14 protein-coding genes, 5 tRNA genes and 1 riboswitch are annotated in these 18,363 nt (G+C 71.2%); of the genes, 5 read left to right on the plus strand and 14 right to left on the minus strand.

Annotated features, from left to right (window positions below; translation table 11 throughout):
* Positions 1 to 25 precede the first annotated feature (25 nt).
* The 5 genes from ACFYZA_RS20385 to ACFYZA_RS20405 all read right to left on the minus strand — a co-directional run bounded on the left by ACFYZA_RS20385 (position 26) and on the right by ACFYZA_RS20405 (position 4,131).
* Positions 26 to 1,090: a M23 family metallopeptidase gene (locus ACFYZA_RS20385; protein WP_382599770.1), complete on the minus strand. Its 1,065-nt coding sequence runs from the start codon at positions 1,088 to 1,090 to the stop codon at positions 26 to 28.
* A gap of 11 nt (positions 1,091 to 1,101) precedes the next feature.
* A riboswitch (cyclic di-AMP (ydaO/yuaA leader) is annotated at positions 1,102 to 1,242 on the minus strand.
* A gap of 322 nt (positions 1,243 to 1,564) precedes the next feature.
* Entirely contained in the window at positions 1,565 to 2,686 is a 1,122-nt protein-coding gene (locus ACFYZA_RS20390) for a PP2C family protein-serine/threonine phosphatase (RefSeq protein ID WP_388492009.1), read from the minus strand.
* 80 nt (positions 2,687 to 2,766) lie between these two features.
* Positions 2,767 to 3,063: a hypothetical protein gene (locus tag ACFYZA_RS20395; RefSeq protein ID WP_388492010.1), complete on the minus strand. Its 297-nt coding sequence runs from the start codon at positions 3,061 to 3,063 to the stop codon at positions 2,767 to 2,769.
* A gap of 72 nt (positions 3,064 to 3,135) precedes the next feature.
* Positions 3,136 to 3,942, minus strand: a complete 807-nt coding sequence (locus ACFYZA_RS20400) for a MerR family transcriptional regulator (RefSeq protein WP_388492011.1) — start codon at positions 3,940 to 3,942, stop codon at positions 3,136 to 3,138.
* Positions 3,943 to 4,057: 115 nt separating this feature from the next.
* A tRNA-Met gene (locus ACFYZA_RS20405) sits at positions 4,058 to 4,131 on the minus strand.
* 330 nt (positions 4,132 to 4,461) lie between these two features.
* Between ACFYZA_RS20405 and ACFYZA_RS20410 the strand changes: the two genes are divergently transcribed.
* Complete coding sequence (locus ACFYZA_RS20410; RefSeq protein ID WP_388492012.1) at positions 4,462 to 4,644, plus strand: hypothetical protein; 183 nt, start codon at positions 4,462 to 4,464, stop codon at positions 4,642 to 4,644.
* A gap of 209 nt (positions 4,645 to 4,853) precedes the next feature.
* Here ACFYZA_RS20410 and ACFYZA_RS20415 read toward each other — a convergent pair whose 3' ends face one another.
* The 6 genes from ACFYZA_RS20415 to ACFYZA_RS20440 all read right to left on the minus strand — a co-directional run bounded on the left by ACFYZA_RS20415 (position 4,854) and on the right by ACFYZA_RS20440 (position 11,340).
* Complete coding sequence (locus ACFYZA_RS20415) at positions 4,854 to 5,414, minus strand: hypothetical protein (protein ID WP_382599780.1); 561 nt, start codon at positions 5,412 to 5,414, stop codon at positions 4,854 to 4,856.
* Between the two features lie 423 nt (positions 5,415 to 5,837).
* Positions 5,838 to 5,910: transfer RNA gene (locus ACFYZA_RS20420), tRNA-Lys, on the minus strand.
* Positions 5,911 to 6,071: 161 nt separating this feature from the next.
* Positions 6,072 to 7,616 carry an amino acid permease gene (locus ACFYZA_RS20425; RefSeq protein WP_388492013.1) on the minus strand — a complete coding sequence of 515 codons (1,545 nt, stop codon included), beginning with the start codon at positions 7,614 to 7,616 and terminating at the stop codon, positions 6,072 to 6,074.
* A gap of 211 nt (positions 7,617 to 7,827) precedes the next feature.
* Entirely contained in the window at positions 7,828 to 10,101 is a 2,274-nt protein-coding gene (locus ACFYZA_RS20430; RefSeq protein WP_388492015.1) for a DEAD/DEAH box helicase, read from the minus strand.
* A gap of 198 nt (positions 10,102 to 10,299) precedes the next feature.
* Positions 10,300 to 10,845 carry a hypothetical protein gene (locus ACFYZA_RS20435; RefSeq protein WP_382599786.1) on the minus strand — a complete coding sequence of 182 codons (546 nt, stop codon included), beginning with the start codon at positions 10,843 to 10,845 and terminating at the stop codon, positions 10,300 to 10,302.
* Between the two features lie 144 nt (positions 10,846 to 10,989).
* Entirely contained in the window at positions 10,990 to 11,340 is a 351-nt protein-coding gene (locus ACFYZA_RS20440) for a metallopeptidase family protein (protein ID WP_199846692.1), read from the minus strand.
* A 237-nt stretch (positions 11,341 to 11,577) separates the two neighbouring features.
* Between ACFYZA_RS20440 and ACFYZA_RS20445 the strand changes: the two genes are divergently transcribed.
* The 3 genes from ACFYZA_RS20445 to ACFYZA_RS20455 all read left to right on the plus strand — a co-directional run bounded on the left by ACFYZA_RS20445 (position 11,578) and on the right by ACFYZA_RS20455 (position 11,866).
* Positions 11,578 to 11,650: transfer RNA gene (locus ACFYZA_RS20445), tRNA-Glu, on the plus strand.
* A 38-nt stretch (positions 11,651 to 11,688) separates the two neighbouring features.
* Positions 11,689 to 11,763: transfer RNA gene (locus ACFYZA_RS20450), tRNA-Asp, on the plus strand.
* Between the two features lie 26 nt (positions 11,764 to 11,789).
* Positions 11,790 to 11,866 (plus strand) — tRNA-Phe (locus ACFYZA_RS20455).
* A 311-nt stretch (positions 11,867 to 12,177) separates the two neighbouring features.
* On the opposite strand, the gene ACFYZA_RS20460 is transcribed toward ACFYZA_RS20455, so the two are convergent.
* The 3 genes from ACFYZA_RS20460 to ACFYZA_RS20470 form a co-directional block, all read right to left on the minus strand.
* Positions 12,178 to 13,017, minus strand: a complete 840-nt coding sequence (locus ACFYZA_RS20460; RefSeq protein WP_382582728.1) for a cytochrome c biogenesis CcdA family protein — start codon at positions 13,015 to 13,017, stop codon at positions 12,178 to 12,180.
* Positions 13,014 to 13,769: a DsbA family protein gene (locus tag ACFYZA_RS20465; RefSeq protein WP_388492018.1), complete on the minus strand. Its 756-nt coding sequence runs from the start codon at positions 13,767 to 13,769 to the stop codon at positions 13,014 to 13,016. Before ACFYZA_RS20465 ends, ACFYZA_RS20460 begins: the two co-directional genes overlap by 4 nt.
* A 90-nt stretch (positions 13,770 to 13,859) precedes the next feature.
* Positions 13,860 to 14,282 (minus strand): hypothetical protein, encoded by a 423-nt coding sequence (locus ACFYZA_RS20470; RefSeq protein WP_388492019.1) that lies wholly within the window; start codon positions 14,280 to 14,282, stop codon positions 13,860 to 13,862.
* An 84-nt stretch (positions 14,283 to 14,366) separates the two neighbouring features.
* Here ACFYZA_RS20470 and hrpA point away from each other — a divergent pair, with 84 nt between their 5' ends.
* On the plus strand, positions 14,367 to 18,326 hold the full coding sequence (gene hrpA, locus ACFYZA_RS20475; protein ID WP_388492020.1) for an ATP-dependent RNA helicase HrpA: 3,960 nt from the start codon (positions 14,367 to 14,369) through the stop codon (positions 18,324 to 18,326).
* Positions 18,327 to 18,363: the final 37 nt, after the last annotated feature.

Genomic DNA, 18,363 nt, shown 5'->3' on the forward strand with positions numbered 1-18,363 from the left:
GGGGCGGGGCGGGGCGAGAACCGGGTTAAGGATTCAGCCCCTTGGACTGGAGCCAGGCCATCGGGTCGATCCCCGTACCGTCCGGCGTGTGCACCTCCAGATGCAGGTGCGGACCCGTCACGTTCCCGGTCGCCCCGACCCGCCCGATCACGTCCCCCGTCGACACCTTCTGCCCCACACTCACCGCGAGGGACGACTGGTGGCAGTACCAGAGCTCGCTGCCGTCATCGAGCGTGAGGACCGTGCGGTACCCGTACGCCCCCGCCCACCCCGCCGACTTGACCGTCCCGGAGTGGATCGCCTTCAGCGGCGTACCCGTCGGCGCCGCGAAGTCGAGGCCCGTGTGGTGGCCGGAGGACCACATCGAGCCGGCCTCCCCGAACGTCGAGGTGAGCGTGTACGAGCCGACCGGCAGCGAGTAGCTCGCGGCCAGCTTGGCCAGCCGCTCCTCCTCCGCCTTCTTCGCCGCGGCGGCCTCCGCCGCCTTCTTCTCGGCGGCGGCCTTCGCCTCGGCCGCGTCCTGCTTGGCCTTGGCCTCCTCGGCGGCCTTCGCCTCCGCGGCCTTCTGCGCGGCCGCCTTCGCCTCGGCGACGGCCCCGGCCTTCTGCTGCTCGGCCTGCTGGAGGATGCGGGCGCGCAGCGCCTCGCCCGCGTCGGTGGCGCCCTGCTCGGCCTCGCTGGTGGACAGGCCGGTCATGGTCAGCGGCGCGGCGGCGATCTTCTGGTCGGCCTGCGCCGCGGCCGTCTTGGGGCTGCTCGGAGCGTCGTGCGAGACCAACTCGCCGACGCCGGGCAGCGACTTGAGGTCGGGCAGGCTCTCGCTGATGGAGTCCGGCAGGGATATGGAGACCGGCGGCTTGGCCTGCGCGGTGGCCATGCCACCCGCGCCGACCGCCGCGATGACGCCGACGCCGAGGACGGTGGAGCTGCGGGCGAGCCCGCCGCGCTGCTTGGCGACTCTGTGCCGGCCGCGGACCGGGCGCACGGACTCCTCGGTCGGGTCCCACTCCTCCCAGGTCTCGTTCTCGCCGGGCGCGTCCCCGTACACGGAGGGGAGGGGGGTGTCGAGGGCAGGCTCGTTGGACGCCACGGAGGGGCGCTCCTTTCCTTCCTTCTCGCCTACCGGGTTAGCTGACGGGTTCGGAGCAGGAAGGTCTCCTACGAGCGCCCATGACGGACGTCCGATTCACCCCAAGTTGGTGGTTCCCCGGTTCCCCGAAGGGGATTCGGCGCAGGCGCGCGGGGCCGCCGTGGCGGCGGCTGGGACGACCGCGCTGCGTTATCGAACGTTAATAGACACCCGGGGCGGATTCCAAGCCGTTCCCACTGATCGTTAACGGCCATGGCCCGGACTTAGCCCCCATTGCCGGGGCAAAACGGGCGAGTTGACGGCCCCTCAAGGTCGCCCCCGTCACACCAGCTTTCTGACGGTGTGTCAATTGTTATGCGCAGGGAGACCCTTCGAGCACCCACCGTGACAGCACGCTCGACCGGCCCCCGACCACACCCCGACCACACCTCGAGGCAGCCCCTCACCCCCCTCACCCCAGGCCCCCACGTCCCCTCACTTCACGATCCTGACCGTGCGCCGGCGGTCGGGCTGCCCCTCGGCCGGGCGGCCCACCGCGAGCAGCGCCATGTCGTCGCTCGTGCCGCCGCCCGTGTAGCGGCGTACGTCGTCGACGAGCGCGTCCAGGACCTCGTCCGGGCCGGGGAAGATCGCGCCGCGCAGCCGGGTGGCGGGCTGGTAGAAGACGCCCGTGGCGTCGCGCGCCTCCGACAGGCCGTCCGTGTAGAGCAGCAGCGTCGAGCCGGGCGGGTAGGGGCGTACGTCCGAGCGGTCCGGCCACACCCCGAGGTCGGCCATCCCGAGCGGCAGCGCGGGCTCGCTCGGCACGAGCACGTCGAGGGAGCCGTCCGGGTGCAGCAGGAACGGCTCGGGATGACCTCGGTTCACCAGGCGTACGGTGCCGTCGCCGCGCGGGATCTCGGCGAGCAGCGCCGTGGTGAACCCCTCGACCGCGTCGAGCCGGTCGCGCCGGGTGCCCTCGCGGGCCAGCGCCCGCTCCAGGCGCTGGGTCACCGCCTCCAGGGACGACTCCTGCTCGGCGGCCTCACGGAACGCGCCGATCACCACGGCGACGGCCTCCACCGCCTGGAGCCCCTTGCCGCGTACGTCACCGACGATGAGCCGGACCCCGTACGGGGTGTCCTGCACGGCGAAGAGGTCCCCGCCGATGAACGCGTCCGCCTGCGCGGCCTCGTACCGCGCGGCGACATGGAGTCCGCCGATGCGGGACGCGGGCGTGGGCAGCACGGCGCGCTGCGCGGTCTCAGCGATGACGCGGGCGGAGGCGAGGCGCTCGCCGCTGCGGCGCAGGATGCGGTTGATGAAGAGGGCGAGCGCGCCCACCGTGAGCACGGTGAACAGCTCGCTCGCGCCTTCGCCGAGGTTGGGCAGATCGTGTATGAACCAGAGCGCCACGACGGCGGCCACCGAGCAGAGGCCCACCGCGGCCGTGCCCCGGGCCGAGTAGAACGGTGCGGCGATGACCGGGGCGCCGGCGAACAGCGCGGCCGCTGTCAGGTCCGGCGGGGTGGAGGCGTCGAAGGCGAAGCCCACACCGATCAGCAGTACGGGTAGCGCCCGTACCAGGCGCCCTTCGCCCTCTGCTCGCTGCCGCACCCGTCCAGCCTGGCCCGTTTCGGCCCCGAAGGCGACTCGACGCACCCAGGCGGGTGCCGGGCGGGCGGTCGCGGCCCGGCTCAGTGTCGGCGGCAGCGGTGCGGGCCCGGGCGGCCCCGGGCGCAGCTGCCCCTGGCGTGCCGATGATTGGCGGCCCGCTCGGGCACACAGGACAGCTCGACCCAGCCGCCCCGGTTCAGCCGGCACCCGTGGGTCGAGGGAGCCGAGGCCGCCCCCGCGACCGGCACGCCCCGCGCGGGCGCGGGCCGGCTCGGCTCGCCACAGCCGCCGGCCCCGAGCAGGCAGACCACGACCATCACCAGAACCAGCACGGGCACGGGCACGGGCATCAACGCCCGGGGCACCAGTGTCGGCACCCCAGCCACCTCACGCGGAGCCCTCACCACCCGCACCCCTTTCCTCGACGCTCACCTATAGCGAGCGCGAGACTACCCTCCGCAAGAGCCGCCGCCGGTCGAGCCGTCGCCCGTCGAGCCGTCGCCGTCCGAGAGGTGGCGCTCGGCGTACACCGTCAGGGCGTCCCGCACGAAGGCGGCCGTGCCGGCGCCGTGCTGGTCGTAGTTGACTCCGAAGCGCGGATCGTCGACGTACATCTGCCCGATCCCGATCACGTACGACCGGCCGACGTCGGTGGTGGCGGACAACCAGGCGACGTGCCGCCGCGCGATGTCCTGCGCGAGCTCACCGTCGGCGGCGGCCCCGGCGCCGCGCGCCCGCCCCCAGTCCCGGGCGATGTCCTCGTGCTCCTTCAGGAACCCCTTGCGCTGCGCCTCGCCGAGCGAGCGCCACCAGCGGTCGCCCTTCTCGTAGGCGTCCCGCCCCCAGCGCCGGCTCACCTCCTCCTCGTACCGGGTGTGGTCGAAGCCGTCGAACACTTCCTCGGCCATGAGCTCCTCTCCCCTCTCGGTCTTGTGCAGGGTGGTCCGCACGGACGCGATCTGCCGCGCGATGCGCTCGCGCTCCTGCTCCAGCAGGCGCAGATGGGTGCGCAGGGCGGCCGCCGGATCGCGCTCGCCCTCCAGGAGCTCGCCGATCACGGGCAGCGAGAGCCCCAGCTCGCGCAGCAGCAGGATCCGCTGAAGGCGGACCAGAGCGCCCTGGTCGTAATAGCGGTATCCGTTGGTCCCGATGCGGCTCGGCGCGAGCAGCCCGAGGTCTCCGTAGTGCCGGAGGGTGCGGCTCGTCGTCCCGGCCTTCTTGGCGATCTCCTGGATCGACCACTCCTTGCCGTTCACATCGACCAAGCTAGATCTTGACGTTGCGTAAAGGTCAAGCCGCGTCGACGCACGGGCCCGGGGGAACGCGAAGAGGCCCGGCACTTGAAGACAAGTGCCGGGCCTCTTCGTTCAGTAGCGGGGACAGGATTTGAACCTGCGACCTCTGGGTTATGAGCCCAGCGAGCTACCGAGCTGCTCCACCCCGCGTCGGTAAACACAACTGTACGCCATTAGGAGGGGTGCCCCGGACCATTTACAGCCCCGGCCCTCCGAGGACGGGCTGGGCTTGCCTGGCCCGGGCTGGCCGGGGCGCCCTTCGCCTGGCTGGACGACGAGATCACCGACACGGACCGAGTCCGGATCACCGACCGCACCCGTGCCCCGGTTCTGCTCCACCGCGTCGACCCGGGCGAGGGCCTGGGACCGTAGCCACCCCTCCACCACCCCGAAGTCCGCCTCCGTGAACGCCACAATCCGCCATCAACTGCCTTACAGAAAAGGCTCTTTGAGGCAGGTCTCACTGCGCACAATCAAGCCATGCCCACTGAGTTCGTTTCGGCCGCCGCCCAGCCCCCCTGCGCTCCGGCAGGCGCCACCTACGTTCCGCTCGCCGCACGGATGGCTGCCCGGCTCGCCGGCGAGGGCTCGCCCGTCCTCGACCGGGTCACCGCGGCCGCCGACACCGTGCCGTCCACATCGGCGTTCCAGTCGGCCCTGTAGCTCCCAGCGCGCACCCCTGCCTGGGCTTCGGGGCGGGCAGGGGGCGCCCTGTCGGCTGTCGTTGCCCGTAATCCCTCATGTCCGTGCCGGGCAGCACCGCCGGGCAGCACTGCCAGGCCAGCCGCGCCCGGCCCGGATCGCGGCGCTTGTTCCGGCGTACCTGGCCGGCGGGGATCCGAGATGCCTCGCGGCATCGGGCCTCGTCGTGGTCAGCCGGTGTACACGTTCCACACCTGCCAGGCGTTGCCGCCGTTGCAGCCCTCCTCGCGGTAGGCGTACAGGGTCCCGAAACCGCCGTCCAGGCAGACCCGCCCGCCGAAGGTGAAGAACGTCTCGGGGGTGTAGCCGTTGACGGTGGCTCCGGCCCTGGAAACAGCCCACAGCGCACGGGGGTCGTTCCAGGAGCAGGGGATCAGTTCCACGTCGGAGGAACCGGCGGAGGCACCGGAAGGACCGGTGTTCGGTCCAACGGCGTACAGGCAGTAGCCGGGACCGGACGGGTCGTCCTGGGTGGTCTGGATCTGCACGTAGGCGTGGCCGCCGGCGTCGGGGGCGGTGCTGATGATGCGGAAGTACGTGCCGCCGTAGCCGCAGGCGTTGTTGGTTATGCCGGCCGATGAGGTGCTGCGTTCGATGACGCAGTCACCGCTGGCGCCGTTCCGCACGGTCGTGCTCGGGATGTTGATGCTTGCGCTGGCGGTCTGCGCGCTGAAGGCAAGCGCTGTTACGCCTACGGCCAGGACCGTGGCGAGCTTTCTGATCCGCTTCATACCTGTCGCACTCCTTGTCCTCCGGTCGTGCCTGGCATGTCCCCCCGTGGGGTCGCTCCCGGATCCGTGGTCCTGACAGCGGGAGCTGTGCGGCACCGCCCGGCTGGCCGGCGTCGCTCGCGTTGTGGGTGACGCTACTGACGGGCGTCCTGCGGTCGTCCTACATCGGTCCTTACGCCAGGTCAGTTCGCCTGGCTCTACGGGTGCCGAGGGGGACGGTCGGCTCGGCGATGCCCTGCCGACCGTCCTTGCCCATGGGCGGGCGCACCCGGAACGCGCGCCAGCGTTTGGCGCACTCACCGCGCACGCATCGCGCACGCACGCGGGCCGCAACGCGGCCAAAACGACTTCAGCCCGACCGGGTGGTTCCGGTCGGGCTGAAGAAGTAGCAGCTCAGAGCATGTCTGACGCCGCGACAAGCGGTAGGCCATGTCGGACTCGAACCGACAACCAACGGATTAAAAGTCCGCTGCTCTGCCAATTGAGCTAATGGCCCTTGGCGAGTCACCCCCGAGCATAGCCGGACGGCGCCCGGCAGCCGATCGGGTATCGGTTGTCGGGCCCGTCGCGGGTCGGGAGGCCGCCTTCGGCATCCCTCCGGAGCCGGATGAAGCGGGGCGAAACGACCCCGGGCCCGGGGTGGCCCGCCCCGAGGCCTCACTCCCCCGGCGCCCCCACCCCCGCCCCCCGCAGGAACCAGTGCCGGGCCGAGGCCAGCCACCAGATCGTCGCGAAGCCCAGGACCGCCAGGACCGCGAGCGGGGCGTAGTTGAAGGTCTCCCAGGTGACCGGGGAGACCTGCGGCAGCATGAACAGGACTGTGATGACCGCCACCCAGGCCACCGCCACGATGCCGACCGGACGCGACCAGCGGCCCAGGTGCCAGGGGCCCCGGGCGAACGCGTCGCCCCGGAACAGGCGCAGCAGGGTCGGGATCACGTACGCGATGTAGAGGCCGATCACCGCGATCGAGGTCACGGCCGCGTACGCCGTGACGTTGATCAGGTAGGGCAGGCCGAGCACGAGTGCCGCACCCGCCGCCAGCCAGACGGCCGCGACCGGCGTGCGGGTGCGCGGGCTCACCGTGTGCCACAGCCGCGAGAACGGCAGCGCGCCGTCGCGTGAAAAGGCGTAGATCATGCGGGAGTTGGCGGTCACCGAGGCCATCCCGCAGAAGAGCTGGGCGCCGATCACCACGAGCAGCAGGAGCTTGCCGCCCGTCGCGCCGAGGGAGTCCAGGAGGATCTGGGCGGGGGGCGCGCCCGTGTCCGAGTTCAGCTGGGCGTCGTAGGAGCCGATCGCGTACGTGAAGCCGAGGAGGAGTACGAAGCCCGCTATCCAGGACGTCCAGATGGAGCGGACGATCCCGCGCGGGCCCGCCGTCGAGGCGTCGTGGGTCTCCTCGGTCATGTGCGCGGACGCGTCGTACCCGGTGAAGGTGTACTGCGCCATCAGGAGGCCGATCAGCACCACGTACACGCTGTTGGTGAAGCCGGTCTCGTTCACGAAGTCGGTGAAGACGAACGAGGTCGAGCGGTGGTGGCCGGGGACCAGCGCCAGGGCCGCCACGATCGCCGCCACGCCGAGCACGTGCCACCACACGCTCACCCCGTTGAGGAACGCCACGATGCGCACGCCGAAGGTGTTCAGGAGGCCGTGCAGGATCAGGATCGCGGCGAACAGCAGGATCGTGCGGGCCGGGGTGACCCCGAAGCCGAACTGGAGGTTCAGGTACGCCCCGAGGAACGAGGCCGCGCCGAAGTCCACGCCCGCCGTCACCGCGATCTGCCCGAGCACGTTGAACCAGCCCGTGAACCAGGCCCAGGCGGCCGCGCTGCGCGGCGGCGCCAGGCGGTGGGCCCAGAAGTAGAGGCCCGCCGAGGTCGGGTAGGCGGAGCAGATCTCGGCCATCGCGAGGCCGACGACCAGCGTCATCAGACCCACCGCCACCCAGCCCCAGGTGATGAGGGCCGGGCCGCCGGTCTTCATGCCGTACGCGTACATCGTCAGGCAGCCGGAGAGCACCGAGATGATCGTGAACGAGACGGCGTAGTTGGAGAACGCCGACATGCGGCGGGCGAGGACCTGCTTGTAGCCGAGCTGCGCCAGGCGTTCCTCGTCGGTCGTCGCGCCGGTGGTGCCTGGTGTCCCCACGGAAGTGCCTTGCGCTTCCGGGGAGTTGGGGCTGGCGTCGTTTGTCATGCCCCCAGCGATTCCCAACCCGTGGGTACGACATGCGCCGACGGGTGGCCGAGATGGCCGGGATTCAGCGGTCCCGGCCACAGGCTCCGCGCCCGTAGACGGCGGGGCCCACGCAAAAGGGCCCGTACGCCACCGGGCAGGTGGGGTACGGGCCCTGATGGGCCGTCAGGCGACGGGTTCGGCCGTCGCGCTTCCAGCGGGGCTCAGCGGATCAGCCGTTGCGCTTCCAGCGGGGCTTGTCGTCACGGCGGCCGCCGAAGGAACCGGTGTTGGTGCCGGTGCCGCGGTGCTCGTCACGACGGCCGTACGGACGGTCGTGGCCGCCGGAGCGGAAGCCGCCGCCGGAGGGACGGTCGTCACGACGGTCGCGGTTGAACGGACGGTCGCTGCCACCGCGGTTGAAGCCGCCACCGGAGGGGCGCTCGTCACGGCGGTCGCGGTTGAAGCCACGGTCGCCACCGCGGTCGTCACGGTTGAAGCCGCCGGAGGGACGGTCGTCACGACGGAAGCCACCACGGTCGCCACCACGGTCATCGCGGTTGAAGCCGCCCGAGGGACGGTCGTCACGACGGAAACCGCCGGAGGGACGGTCGTCGCGGCGGAAACCGCCACGGTCGCCACCACGGTCGTCACGGTTGAAGCCACCCGAGGGACGGTCGTCACGACGGTCGCGGTTGAAGCCGCCGGAGGGGCGGTCGTCGCGACGGAAGCCACCGGAGGGGCGCTCGTCGCGGCGGTCGCGGTTGAAGCCGCCGGAGGGGCGGTCGTTGCCACCACGGTTGAAGCCGCCCGAGGGACGGTCGTCGCGGCGGAAGCCACCACGGTCGCCACCACGGTTGTCGCGGTTGTCACGGCGGTCGAAGTTGCCCCGGTCGTCACGGCGCTGGAAGCCACCGCGCTCCTCGCGGGACTCCTGCTGCACCGGCACGGCAGCGGCGGCGGCAGCAGCCGCGACCTCGGCCTCGGCCTCGGCGGCGACCTCGGCGACCGCGGCCTCCGGGTCCTCGCCGCGCTCGCGGGCGGCACGGGCCACCAGGCGGTCGGCCTCCTCGCGGAGCTCACCGGCCCGACGGGTCAGGCGCTCCAGCTGCTTGGTGAGGTCGGCGACCTCGCGCTCGGCCTGCTTGGCCGAGTTGTTCGCCGAGTCGGCCTGGACCTCGGTCAGCGAACGGGCGCCGGTGATCTCGGCGACCTCCGGGTCGAACGCGCCGGCGCTCTGGATGATGTGGCGCGAGGCGTCGACGCCCGCGTCCTCCATCAGCCGGAAGATCTGGCGGCGCTGGTGCGGCAGCGAGAGCGACACGACGACACCGGACTTGCCGGCGCGGGCGGTACGGCCCGAGCGGTGCAGGTAGTCCTTGTGGTCGCCGGCCGGGTCCACGTTGAGGACCAGGTCGATGCCGTCGACGTGGATGCCGCGGGCGGCGACGTCGGTGGCGACCAGGGCGTTGACGTAGCCCTTCTTGAAGTCCTCGAGGACGCGGGTACGGGCGCCCTGGGTCATGCCGCCGTGCAGCGCGTCGGCCTTCACGCCCGACTCGCAGAGCTGCTCGGCGATGCGGTCCGCGCCCAGCTGGGTGCGGACGAAGATGATCGTGCGGCCCTTGCGGGCGGCGATGGCGGCGGTGACCGGCGCCTTGTCCTTGGGCTTCACGACCAGGACGTGGTGGGTCATCGTCGAGACGTTGCCCTGCGCGCTGTCGACCTCGTGCGTGACGGGGTTCGTCAGGTAGCGCTTGACCAGCGTGCTGATCTCGTTCTCCATGGTGGCGGAGAAGAGCATCCGCTGGCCGCCGCCGGGGATCTGGTCGAGCAGCTCGGTGACCTCGGGCAGGAAGCCCAGGTCGGACATCTGGTCGGCCTCGTCGAGGACGGCGACCTGGACGTTGGCGAGCGAGCAGGCGCCACGGTTGATGAGGTCGCGCAGACGGCCCGGGGTGGCGACGAGGACGTCGACGCCGCGCTCCAGGGCGTAGATCTGGTTGCTCATCGAGGTACCGCCGCAGACGACCTTCATCTTCAGGCCGAGCACGTCGCCGTACGGCTGGAGCGCGTCCGCGACCTGCATCGCGAGCTCACGCGTCGGCGTGAGGATGATCGCGCGGGGCTTCTTCTTCTCGGTGTGCCCGCCGGCCAGCGCGGCCAGGGTGGGCAGACCGAAGGAGAGGGTCTTGCCGGAGCCGGTACGGCCACGGCCGAGGATGTCCTTGCCGGCCAGGGCGTCCGGGATGGTCGCCGCCTGGATCGGGAAGGGGGTGGTCACACCGTTCTGGGCGAGCTTGCGCACGACGCCCTCGGGCAGACCGAGGTCCGCGAAGGTGACGGTGGGCTCGGTGTTCTCGTCCGCCTCGGACTCGACGATCTCGACGACCTCGATGACGTCGGAGGCCGCTACGGCCTCGACGACGTCGTTCTCACGGGCCTCGACGGCGTCGGTGTTCTCGTTCTCGGGCAGGACGGAGTGATCAGTGCTGGAAATGGACATGCGAAATGCGAAACCTTCCGGAGTCTCGGCACGCGCCCGTCAACTCCGTGAATTCGCAATTCGACCGCCTCAATGCGGTCAGCCACGGCTAGGGAGAGTACGCGCCACACGGCGCTCTTCTGTGTCGGCGCCGGGCAATGGGATCAAACGATCTACTACCATACGCACCCCCACCCCCCTAAGGCAAACCGAGTCCCCCTAAACCGGTCCGACCTGCGGTGATGCGCTGGGCTCCGACTGCAGCGGAGCCTGATTGCTTCGCAGTGCGCTGTTGTGCGTATCGGCCCCCGGAGTCGTCGACGGAGAGGCCGGCGGCGGTGAGACGGGCGGCGGGGGCGGGGACGAGACCGGCGGCGGGGCCGGCACCGAGTGACTGGCGGACGGGGCCGGCTGCGAGGGGGCTCCCGGCGAGGGCTTGGCCGGGCCCGGGCCGCCGGGCTTGGGGTGCGCGCCGACGGACGGCACGGCCGCGCCGGACGCCCCCGGCGACCCACCGCTGGCGCTCGGCGCCCCGGAAGGCACGCCCGGCGCCTTCGGGTCGTGCTTGCCGGTACGTTCCCGGCCCTCGCCGGAGCCGCCCTTGCCCTCCTCGGACCTGGCCGCCTCGCCGTGCCGCCCGGCGGACACCGAGGGCTTCGGCTTCCCCTCGTTGTCGCTCACGCTCATGCAGCCCGCCGACGCCGTGAGCACCAGGACGGTCACGGCCAGCTCGGCCAGGCGGACAGGGGTGGTCAACTGGCGCACGGGGGCACCTCCGGAACACGGGAGCGGCGGGGTCACAGGTTCCAACTCCCGGCCCCCCACCGGGGACACGCCCGGGCCGCACCCGGCTTGCGCCCGACATCCGTCCGAGGGCGAGCACGGGCCCGTGCGGGGCCCGGCGGGGGATCAGCCGTATCCGAGCGCGTGAAGACGCTCGTCGTCGATCCCGAAGTGATGGGCGATCTCGTGAACCACCGTCACCTCCGTCTCGGCGACGACTTCCTCGCGCGTCTCGCACATCCGCAGCGTGGGGCCGCGGTAGATGGTGATCCGGTCCGGGAGCACCCCGGCGTACCACTCGCCCCGGTCGGTGAGCGGGGTCCCCTCGTAGAGGCCGAGCAGCTCGGGGTCGTCGGGGGCCGGCTCGTCCTCGACGAACACCGCGACGTTGTCCATCAGCCGCGTCAGCTCGGGCGGGATCCGGTCCAGCGCCTCGCCGACCAGTTCCTCGAACTCCTCGCGCGTCATCTCCAGCACCCGGCCATTGTCGGTCACGCACCGGCGTACGGGCGCGTCCGCGCGTACGTCCGGCCTGCCGCGTGCCGCCGGGCCGGTACCGGGCGGGCTCGGCACGGCCTGGGCGGGACGCCCTCCGCGCGCCCTCCGCGCACCCCCCGCGTGACCTCCTCGGAAACCGTTTTGGCGATACCTCCCCGCATCCCATATGCTTCTCACGTCCCCGACGCGCTGCGAAGCGCCCAGGCGGGCCAATTAGCCCTCATCGTCTAGTGGCCCAGGACGCCGCCCTTTCAAGGCGGTAGCACGGGTTCGAATCCCGTTGGGGGCACGCACAATCCTGTGCGAGACTTGTTCTCGCGCAAGCTTGGTCCTGTGGAGCAGTTTGGAGTGCTCGCCACCCTGTCAAGGTGGAGGCCGCGGGTTCAAATCCCGTCAGGACCGCTGCGGTTCACTTCGGTGAACTGCGTGGCTGGGTAGCTCAGTTGGTACGAGCGATCGCCTGAAAAGCGATAGGTCGCCGGTTCGACCCCGGCCCCAGCCACCACAGAAAGCCCCGACCTTCTCGGTCGGGGCTTTCGTCGTTCCCGGCGCGCTCGGGGCGGGCCCACAACCCCCTTTCGGCCTCGGGCCGTGCGTGGCCGGTCGCGCCCACGCGGCGGAGCCGCATATGTCACAGCCCCGCGCCCCTAAAAGCCCTGGTGCTGGGCCGCACCGGGCATTTCAGCCCGTCCGGCGTTTGAGGACGAGCGCCCTTAAGGCGCGAACGGGGGTCTGGGGGCGGAGCCCCCAGGGGCCCGGAACCAACCAACCCCGGGCAAGGGGCGGGCGGGTGGGCAAACCCCCCGGGCCGAGCCCTCAGGTGTCCTCGGGTTCGCGGGCCCGGGCCCGCCACCCCCGTACGCCCAGCCCGACCGCGGCTACCGCCGCGATGGCCGTCAGCAGCGCCCAGTTCGGGACCGCGTCGCCGATGCTCTTCGTCCACTCCTCCAGCGCGTACGAGTCGTCCACGTCCAGGAGGCCGGGCAGGGCCGTCGCTCCGTCGTAGGCCAGGAACAGCGCGCCGAGCGCGATGAAGAACAGGCCGGAGAGGAGGGAGGTGGTGTGGAGTTCGAGGCGGCCCAGCTTCAGGACCCGCCCGCGCAGCCACCTGCGGCCGCCCAGTTCGAAGCGCTCCCAGAGCAGGGCCAGGAGGAACAGCGGGACCGCCATGCCCAGGGCGTACACCGCGAGGAGGAGGCCGCCGTAGACGGGGCTGCCGCTCACCGCCGCCACCGTCAGGACGCTGCCCAGGATCGGCCCCGCGCAGAAACCCGCCAGGCCGTAGACCGCGCCGAGCGCGTACACGGACAGTGCGGTCGTGGGGCGGATCCTCCCGGAGAGCTCGGTCATGCGGCGGCTCGCGAAGCCCATGCCCACGATCTGGGCGATGCCCAGCGCGATGATCAGCCAGCCGCCGAACAGCACCAGCTGGTCCCGGTGGCCGTAGAAGAGGCGGCCCGCGTACGAGCCCGCCGCGCCCAGCGGCACCAGGGTGGTGGCCAGGCCCGCGTAGAAGATGCCCGTGCGGGCGAGCAGCCTGGTGCGGCTGGAGATCGAGTACGCGAAGAACGCGGGCAGGAGCAGCGCGCTGCACGGGCTGAGGAGGGCGAGCAGGCCGCCCAGGAACGCGGCGAGGTATCCGATGTCCGGCGTCACTTCTTCGCCGCCGCCTCGATGACCCGCGCGAACTCGTCCATCGGCTGGGCGCCCGCGACGGGCGTGCCGTTGATGAGGAAGGAGGGGGTGGAGCTCGCGCCGAGCGCGTACGCCTCCTCCTGGTCCTTCTTCACCGCCGCCTTCGCCGCGTCGCTGTCGAGGTCCGCCGCGAAGCGCGCCGCGTCCGGCACGCCGGCCTCCTTGGCCAGCTCCTTCAGACGGTCGCCGCCGAACCCCTTCTCCTTGGCGCCCTCCGCGTAGGCCGCCGCGTGGAACTGCCAGAACCTCCCCTGCTGCCCGGCCGCCCACGCCCCGCGCGCGGCCGCCTCCGACTCGGCGCCGAAGATCGGGAAGTTGCGCCACTCGATGCGCAGGGTGCCGTTGTCGACGTACTTCTTCACCAGTTCCGGCTCGGTGTCGCGGGCGAACTTCCCGCAGTACGAGCACTTGAAGTCGGCGTACTCGATCATCACGACGGGCGCGTCGGCGCGGCCCTGCGCCAGCGGGTCCTTCGCGTCGCGGCGGGCCAGCTTCGCCAGCTCGGGGTGGGCGTCCGCGGCCGGGTCCGAGGCGGCGGACGACGCGGAGTCGCTGACGGTGGGCTTCGGGTCGGGGGCGCTCGCCTGGTAGGACGCCATCCCCAGGACCCCGGCGGCGACCAGCACGGCCGCCCCGATCAGATACGGCTTCTTGGACTTCGCGGCGGCGGCCTTGGACGGCTTCGGCGCGGACTTGGACGTGTTCTTGGGCATGCGGAAACTCCGGGTGCGTGCGTACGCGCACACCTGCGGGGGGGGCGCGTACGAGAAGGGGACGGGCGGTCGCTGGGGCGGACCGGCCGTCTAGACCCTGAGCACCGAGAGTTCGACGGGGGTGGGCGCGCTGAGCGTGGGCCCGCGGACCGGCGGGTTGCGGTGGGCCGCGTACAGCGCGCCGAGAGCGGCGGGCGCGACCCGGTCCTCCAGGACCGGCGCCTGGTCGTGGGCCGTACGGGTCCGGACCGGCGCGGCGGGGTCGGAGTCCTGGTGCCGGCCGCCCTGTTGACAGCCGGGCACGGCCGAACCGTCCGTGAAGGCGGGCGCCGGCACCTTCTTCGCGGGCGCCGGCACCTTCTTCGCGGGAGCGGCGGGCGCGGCGGGCGCGGCCGCCGTCGTAGGTGCCGCCGAGGCCGTCGTGACCGGCCCGCAGAGCGCCACCGCGAGCACCCCGAGCACCATCAGCAGGGCCGCGGTGAGGCGGCGGCGCGGGGCTCGGGAGCGGGGCATGCCCGAAATGGTACGGGGTGGGCCCCGAACGGCGTCGAAATGCGTTCGCCACTCGTCCTCGGCGGGTGAGATCCTGAATCAGGTATGTCTACTTCCTTCGCCGATCTCCAGACGCTGCTCGACGGGGCCTCGCTGCGCGACGCCCACCGCCTGGGCCGCCGTCTCGAAGGCGCCCGCCGCATCCGCAAGCCCGAGGCCCGGCAGGCCGTGCTCGACGAGATCGCCGCCGAGGCCCAGAAGTCCGCCGAGCGCATCGCCCGGCGGTCCGCCCGCATGCCCGAGGTCACGTACCCCGAGCAGCTTCCGGTCAGCCAGAAGAAGGGCGAGATCCTGGAGGCGATACGCGACCACCAGGTCGTGATCGTCGCGGGTGAGACCGGCTCCGGCAAGACCACCCAGATCCCCAAGATCTGCATGGAGCTGGGCCGGGGGGTGCGCGGCATGATCGGCCACACCCAGCCCCGCCGGATCGCGGCCCGTACGGTCGCGGACCGCATCGCCGAAGAGCTGAAGACGCCGCTGGGCGAGGCGGTCGGCTGGAAGGTCCGGTTCACCGACCAGGTGGACCAGGACGCGACCTTCGTGAAGCTGATGACCGACGGCATCCTGCTCGCCGAGATCCAGACGGACCGCGAGCTGCGCGGCTACGACACGATCATCATCGACGAGGCGCACGAGCGGTCCCTCAACATCGACTTCCTGCTCGGCTACCTGGCCCAGCTGCTGCCCAGGCGCCCCGACCTGAAGGTCGTCATCACCTCGGCGACCATCGACCCCGAGCGGTTCTCGCGGCACTTCGGCGATGCCCCGATCGTGGAGGTCAGCGGCCGTACGTATCCCGTCGAGGTGCGCTACCGGCCGCTCCTCGAAGAGGACAGCGAGGACGCCGACCGCGACCAGATCACCGCGATCTGCGACGCGGTGGACGAGCTCCAGTCCGAGGGCCCCGGCGACATCCTGGTCTTCCTGTCCGGCGAGCGCGAGATCCGCGACACCGCGGACGCGCTGATCAAGAAGAACCTCCGCTCGACCGAGGTGCTCCCCCTGTACGCGCGCCTCTCGCACGCCGAGCAGCACCGCGTCTTCCAGCAGCACAGCGGCCGCCGGATCGTGCTCGCGACCAACGTCGCCGAGACCTCGCTGACGGTCCCCGGCATCAAGTACGTCATCGACCCCGGCACCGCCCGCATCTCGCGCTACAGCCACCGCACCAAGGTGCAGCGCCTGCCCATCGAGCCGGTCTCGCAGGCCAGTGCCAACCAGCGCAAGGGCCGCTGCGGCCGTACGTCCGACGGCATCTGCATCCGGCTCTACAGCGAGGACGACTTCCTCACCCGGCCGGAGTTCACCGACGCGGAGATCCTCCGCACCAACCTGGCGTCCGTCATCCTCCAGATGACCGCGGCGGGCCTCGGCGAGATCGAGAAGTTCCCGTTCATCGACCCGCCGGACCACCGCAACATCCGCGACGGCGTCCAACTCCTCCAGGAACTGGGCGCGTTGGACCCGGCGGAGAAGGACCCGAAGAAGCGGCTCACCCAGCAGGGCCGCAAGCTGAGCCAGCTGCCCGTCGACCCGCGCCTGGCCCGGATGGTCCTGGAGGCCGACCGCAACGGTTGTGTGCGCGAGGTCATGGTCATCGCGGCCGCGCTCTCCATCCAGGACCCGCGCGAGCGCCCCTCCGACAAGCAGACGCAGGCCGACCAGCAGCACGCCCGGTTCAAGGACGAGACCAGCGACTTCCTGGCCTACCTCAACCTGTGGCGGTACGTCCGCGAGCAGCAGAAGGAGCGCGGCTCCTCCAGCTTCCGGCGGATGTGCAAGCAGGAGTACCTGAACTTCCTGCGCATCCGCGAGTGGCAGGACATCTACTCGCAGCTGCGCACGGTCGCCAAGACCATGGGCATCCACCTCAACGAGGAGGACGCGCCCGAACAGTCCGTCCACACCTCGCTGTTGGCAGGTCTGCTCTCGCACATCGGGCTCAAGGACACCGACAAGAACGAGTATCTGGGCGCCCGCAGCGCCAAGTTCGCGATCTTCCCGGGTTCGGCGCTGTTCAAGAAGCAGCCCAAGCTCGTGATGTCGGCGGAGCTCGTGGAGACCTCCCGGCTGTGGGCCCGGGTGAACGCGAAGGTCGAGCCCGAGTGGATCGAGCCGCTCGCCCAGCACCTGGTCAAGCGCACCTACAGCGAGCCGCACTGGGAGAAGGACCAGGCCGCGGTGATGGCGTACGAGCGCGTGACGCTGTACGGCGTGCCGATCGTGGCCAACCGCAAGGTCAACTACGGCCGCATCGACGCCGAGGCCTCGCGCGAGCTCTTCATCCGCAACGCGCTGGTCGAGGGCGACTGGCGCACGCACCACAAGTTCTTCTCGGACAACCGCAAACTCCTCACCGAGGTCGAGGAGTTGGAGCACCGGGCCCGCCGCCGCGACATCCTCGTGGACGACGAGACGCTGTACGACTTCTACGACCAGCGGGTGCCCGAACACGTCGTGTCCGGCGCGCACTTCGACTCCTGGTGGAAGCACAAGAAGCGCGACGAGCCCGAACTCCTCGATTTCGAGCGCGAGATGCTCATCAACGAGAAGGCGGGAGCCGTCACCAAGGACGACTACCCCGACTCGTGGCGCCAGGGCCCGCTGAAGTTCCGGGTGACCTACCAGTTCGAGCCGGGCGCGGACGCGGACGGCGTGACCGTGCACGTACCGCTCCAGGTCCTGAACCAGGTAACCGACGAGGGCTTCGACTGGCAGATCCCGGGCCTGCGCGAGGAGGTCGTCACCGAGCTGATCCGCTCCCTGCCGAAGCCGATCCGCCGGCACTACGTCCCGGCACCCAACTACGCCTCGAAGTTCCTGGACCGGGCCGTGCCGCTGCAGGAGCCCCTGCCGGTGACCCTGGCCCGCGAACTCCAGCGGATGGTGGGCGTCCCGGTCACGGCCGACGACTTCGACCTGAGCCGGGTGCCGGACCACCTCAAGATCACCTTCCGGATCGTCGACGAGCGGCGCCGCAAGCTGGCCGAGGACAAGGACCTGGAGACGCTCAAGCTCCAGCTGCGCCCCAAGGCCCGTCAGGCCCTCTCCAAGGCCGCCGCGGCGACCGCGGGGCCCTCGGGCGAGTCCATCGAGCGCTCGGGCCTCACGGACTGGACGATCGGCGCCCTGACGAAGGTCTTCGAGACCCGTCCCCAAGCTCTCAACTCCGTTCGAGCAGGGGATGCCCCATTTGCCGGCCAGCCGGTGAAGGCCTTCCCCGCCCTCGTGGACGCGGGCGAGAGCGTCTCCGTACGCCTCTTCGACACCGAGGCCGAGCAGCGGCAGGCGATGTGGCGGGGCACCCGGAGGCTGATCCTCCTCAACATCCCGGTGAACCCGGCCAAGTTCGCCTCCGACAAGCTCACCAACCAGCAGAAGCTCGCCCTGTCGCGCAATCCGCACGGCTCGATCCAGGCGCTCTTCGACGACTGCGCGACGGCGGCGGCGGACAAGCTGATCGCGGACCACGGCGGCCCCGCGTGGGACGAGGAATCGTTCCGCGAGCTGTACGACAAGGTCCGCGCGGACCTGGTGGACGCCACGGTGCGCACGGTCGGCCAGGTCCAGCAGATCCTGGCCGCCTGGCAGGCCTGTGAGCGCCGTCTGAAGACCACGAACAGCCTGACCCTGGTCAACAACGTCACGGACGTACGCAACCAGCTGGCGGCCCTCGTGCCGCCCGGCTTCGTCACCCTCACCGGCCTCAAGCGGCTGCCCGACCTGATGCGCTACCTGGTCGCGGTGGACCGCCGGCTCCAGCAGATGCCGACGGCCGTCCAGCGCGACACCACGCGCATGGAGAAGGTCCACGAGATGCAGGACGAGTACGCCTGGCTCCTGGAGCAGCTGCCGCGGGGGCGGCCGGTGCCGCAGCAGGTCCTGGACATCCGCTGGATGATCGAGGAGCTGCGCGTGAGCTACTTCGCGCACGCGCTCGGCACGGCGTTCCCCGTCTCCGACAAGCGCATCGTGAAGGCGATCGACGCGGCGGCCCCGTAGCGCGGGCATCGCTCTGAGTGAGTTCGACCTGACCGTC

The sequence above is a fragment of the Streptomyces sp. NPDC001828 genome (assembly GCF_042892175.1).
Classification (GTDB): domain Bacteria; phylum Actinomycetota; class Actinomycetes; order Streptomycetales; family Streptomycetaceae; genus Streptomyces.

Excerpts from the sequence above, each read along its gene's own strand:
- ACFYZA_RS20410 (WP_388492012.1), top strand. The coding sequence starts at position 4,462 with ATGCCCACTGAGTTCGTTTCGGCCGCCGCCCAGCCCCCCTGCGCTCCG.
- ACFYZA_RS20415 (WP_382599780.1), bottom strand. The coding sequence starts at position 5,414 with ATGAAGCGGATCAGAAAGCTCGCCACGGTCCTGGCCGTAGGCGTAACA.
- ACFYZA_RS20425 (WP_388492013.1), bottom strand. The coding sequence starts at position 7,616 with ATGACAAACGACGCCAGCCCCAACTCCCCGGAAGCGCAAGGCACTTCC.
- ACFYZA_RS20430 (WP_388492015.1), bottom strand. The coding sequence starts at position 10,101 with ATGTCCATTTCCAGCACTGATCACTCCGTCCTGCCCGAGAACGAGAAC.
- ACFYZA_RS20465 (WP_388492018.1), bottom strand. The coding sequence starts at position 13,769 with ATGCCCAAGAACACGTCCAAGTCCGCGCCGAAGCCGTCCAAGGCCGCC.
- ACFYZA_RS20470 (WP_388492019.1), bottom strand. The coding sequence starts at position 14,282 with ATGCCCCGCTCCCGAGCCCCGCGCCGCCGCCTCACCGCGGCCCTGCTG.
- hrpA (WP_388492020.1), top strand. The coding sequence starts at position 14,367 with ATGTCTACTTCCTTCGCCGATCTCCAGACGCTGCTCGACGGGGCCTCG.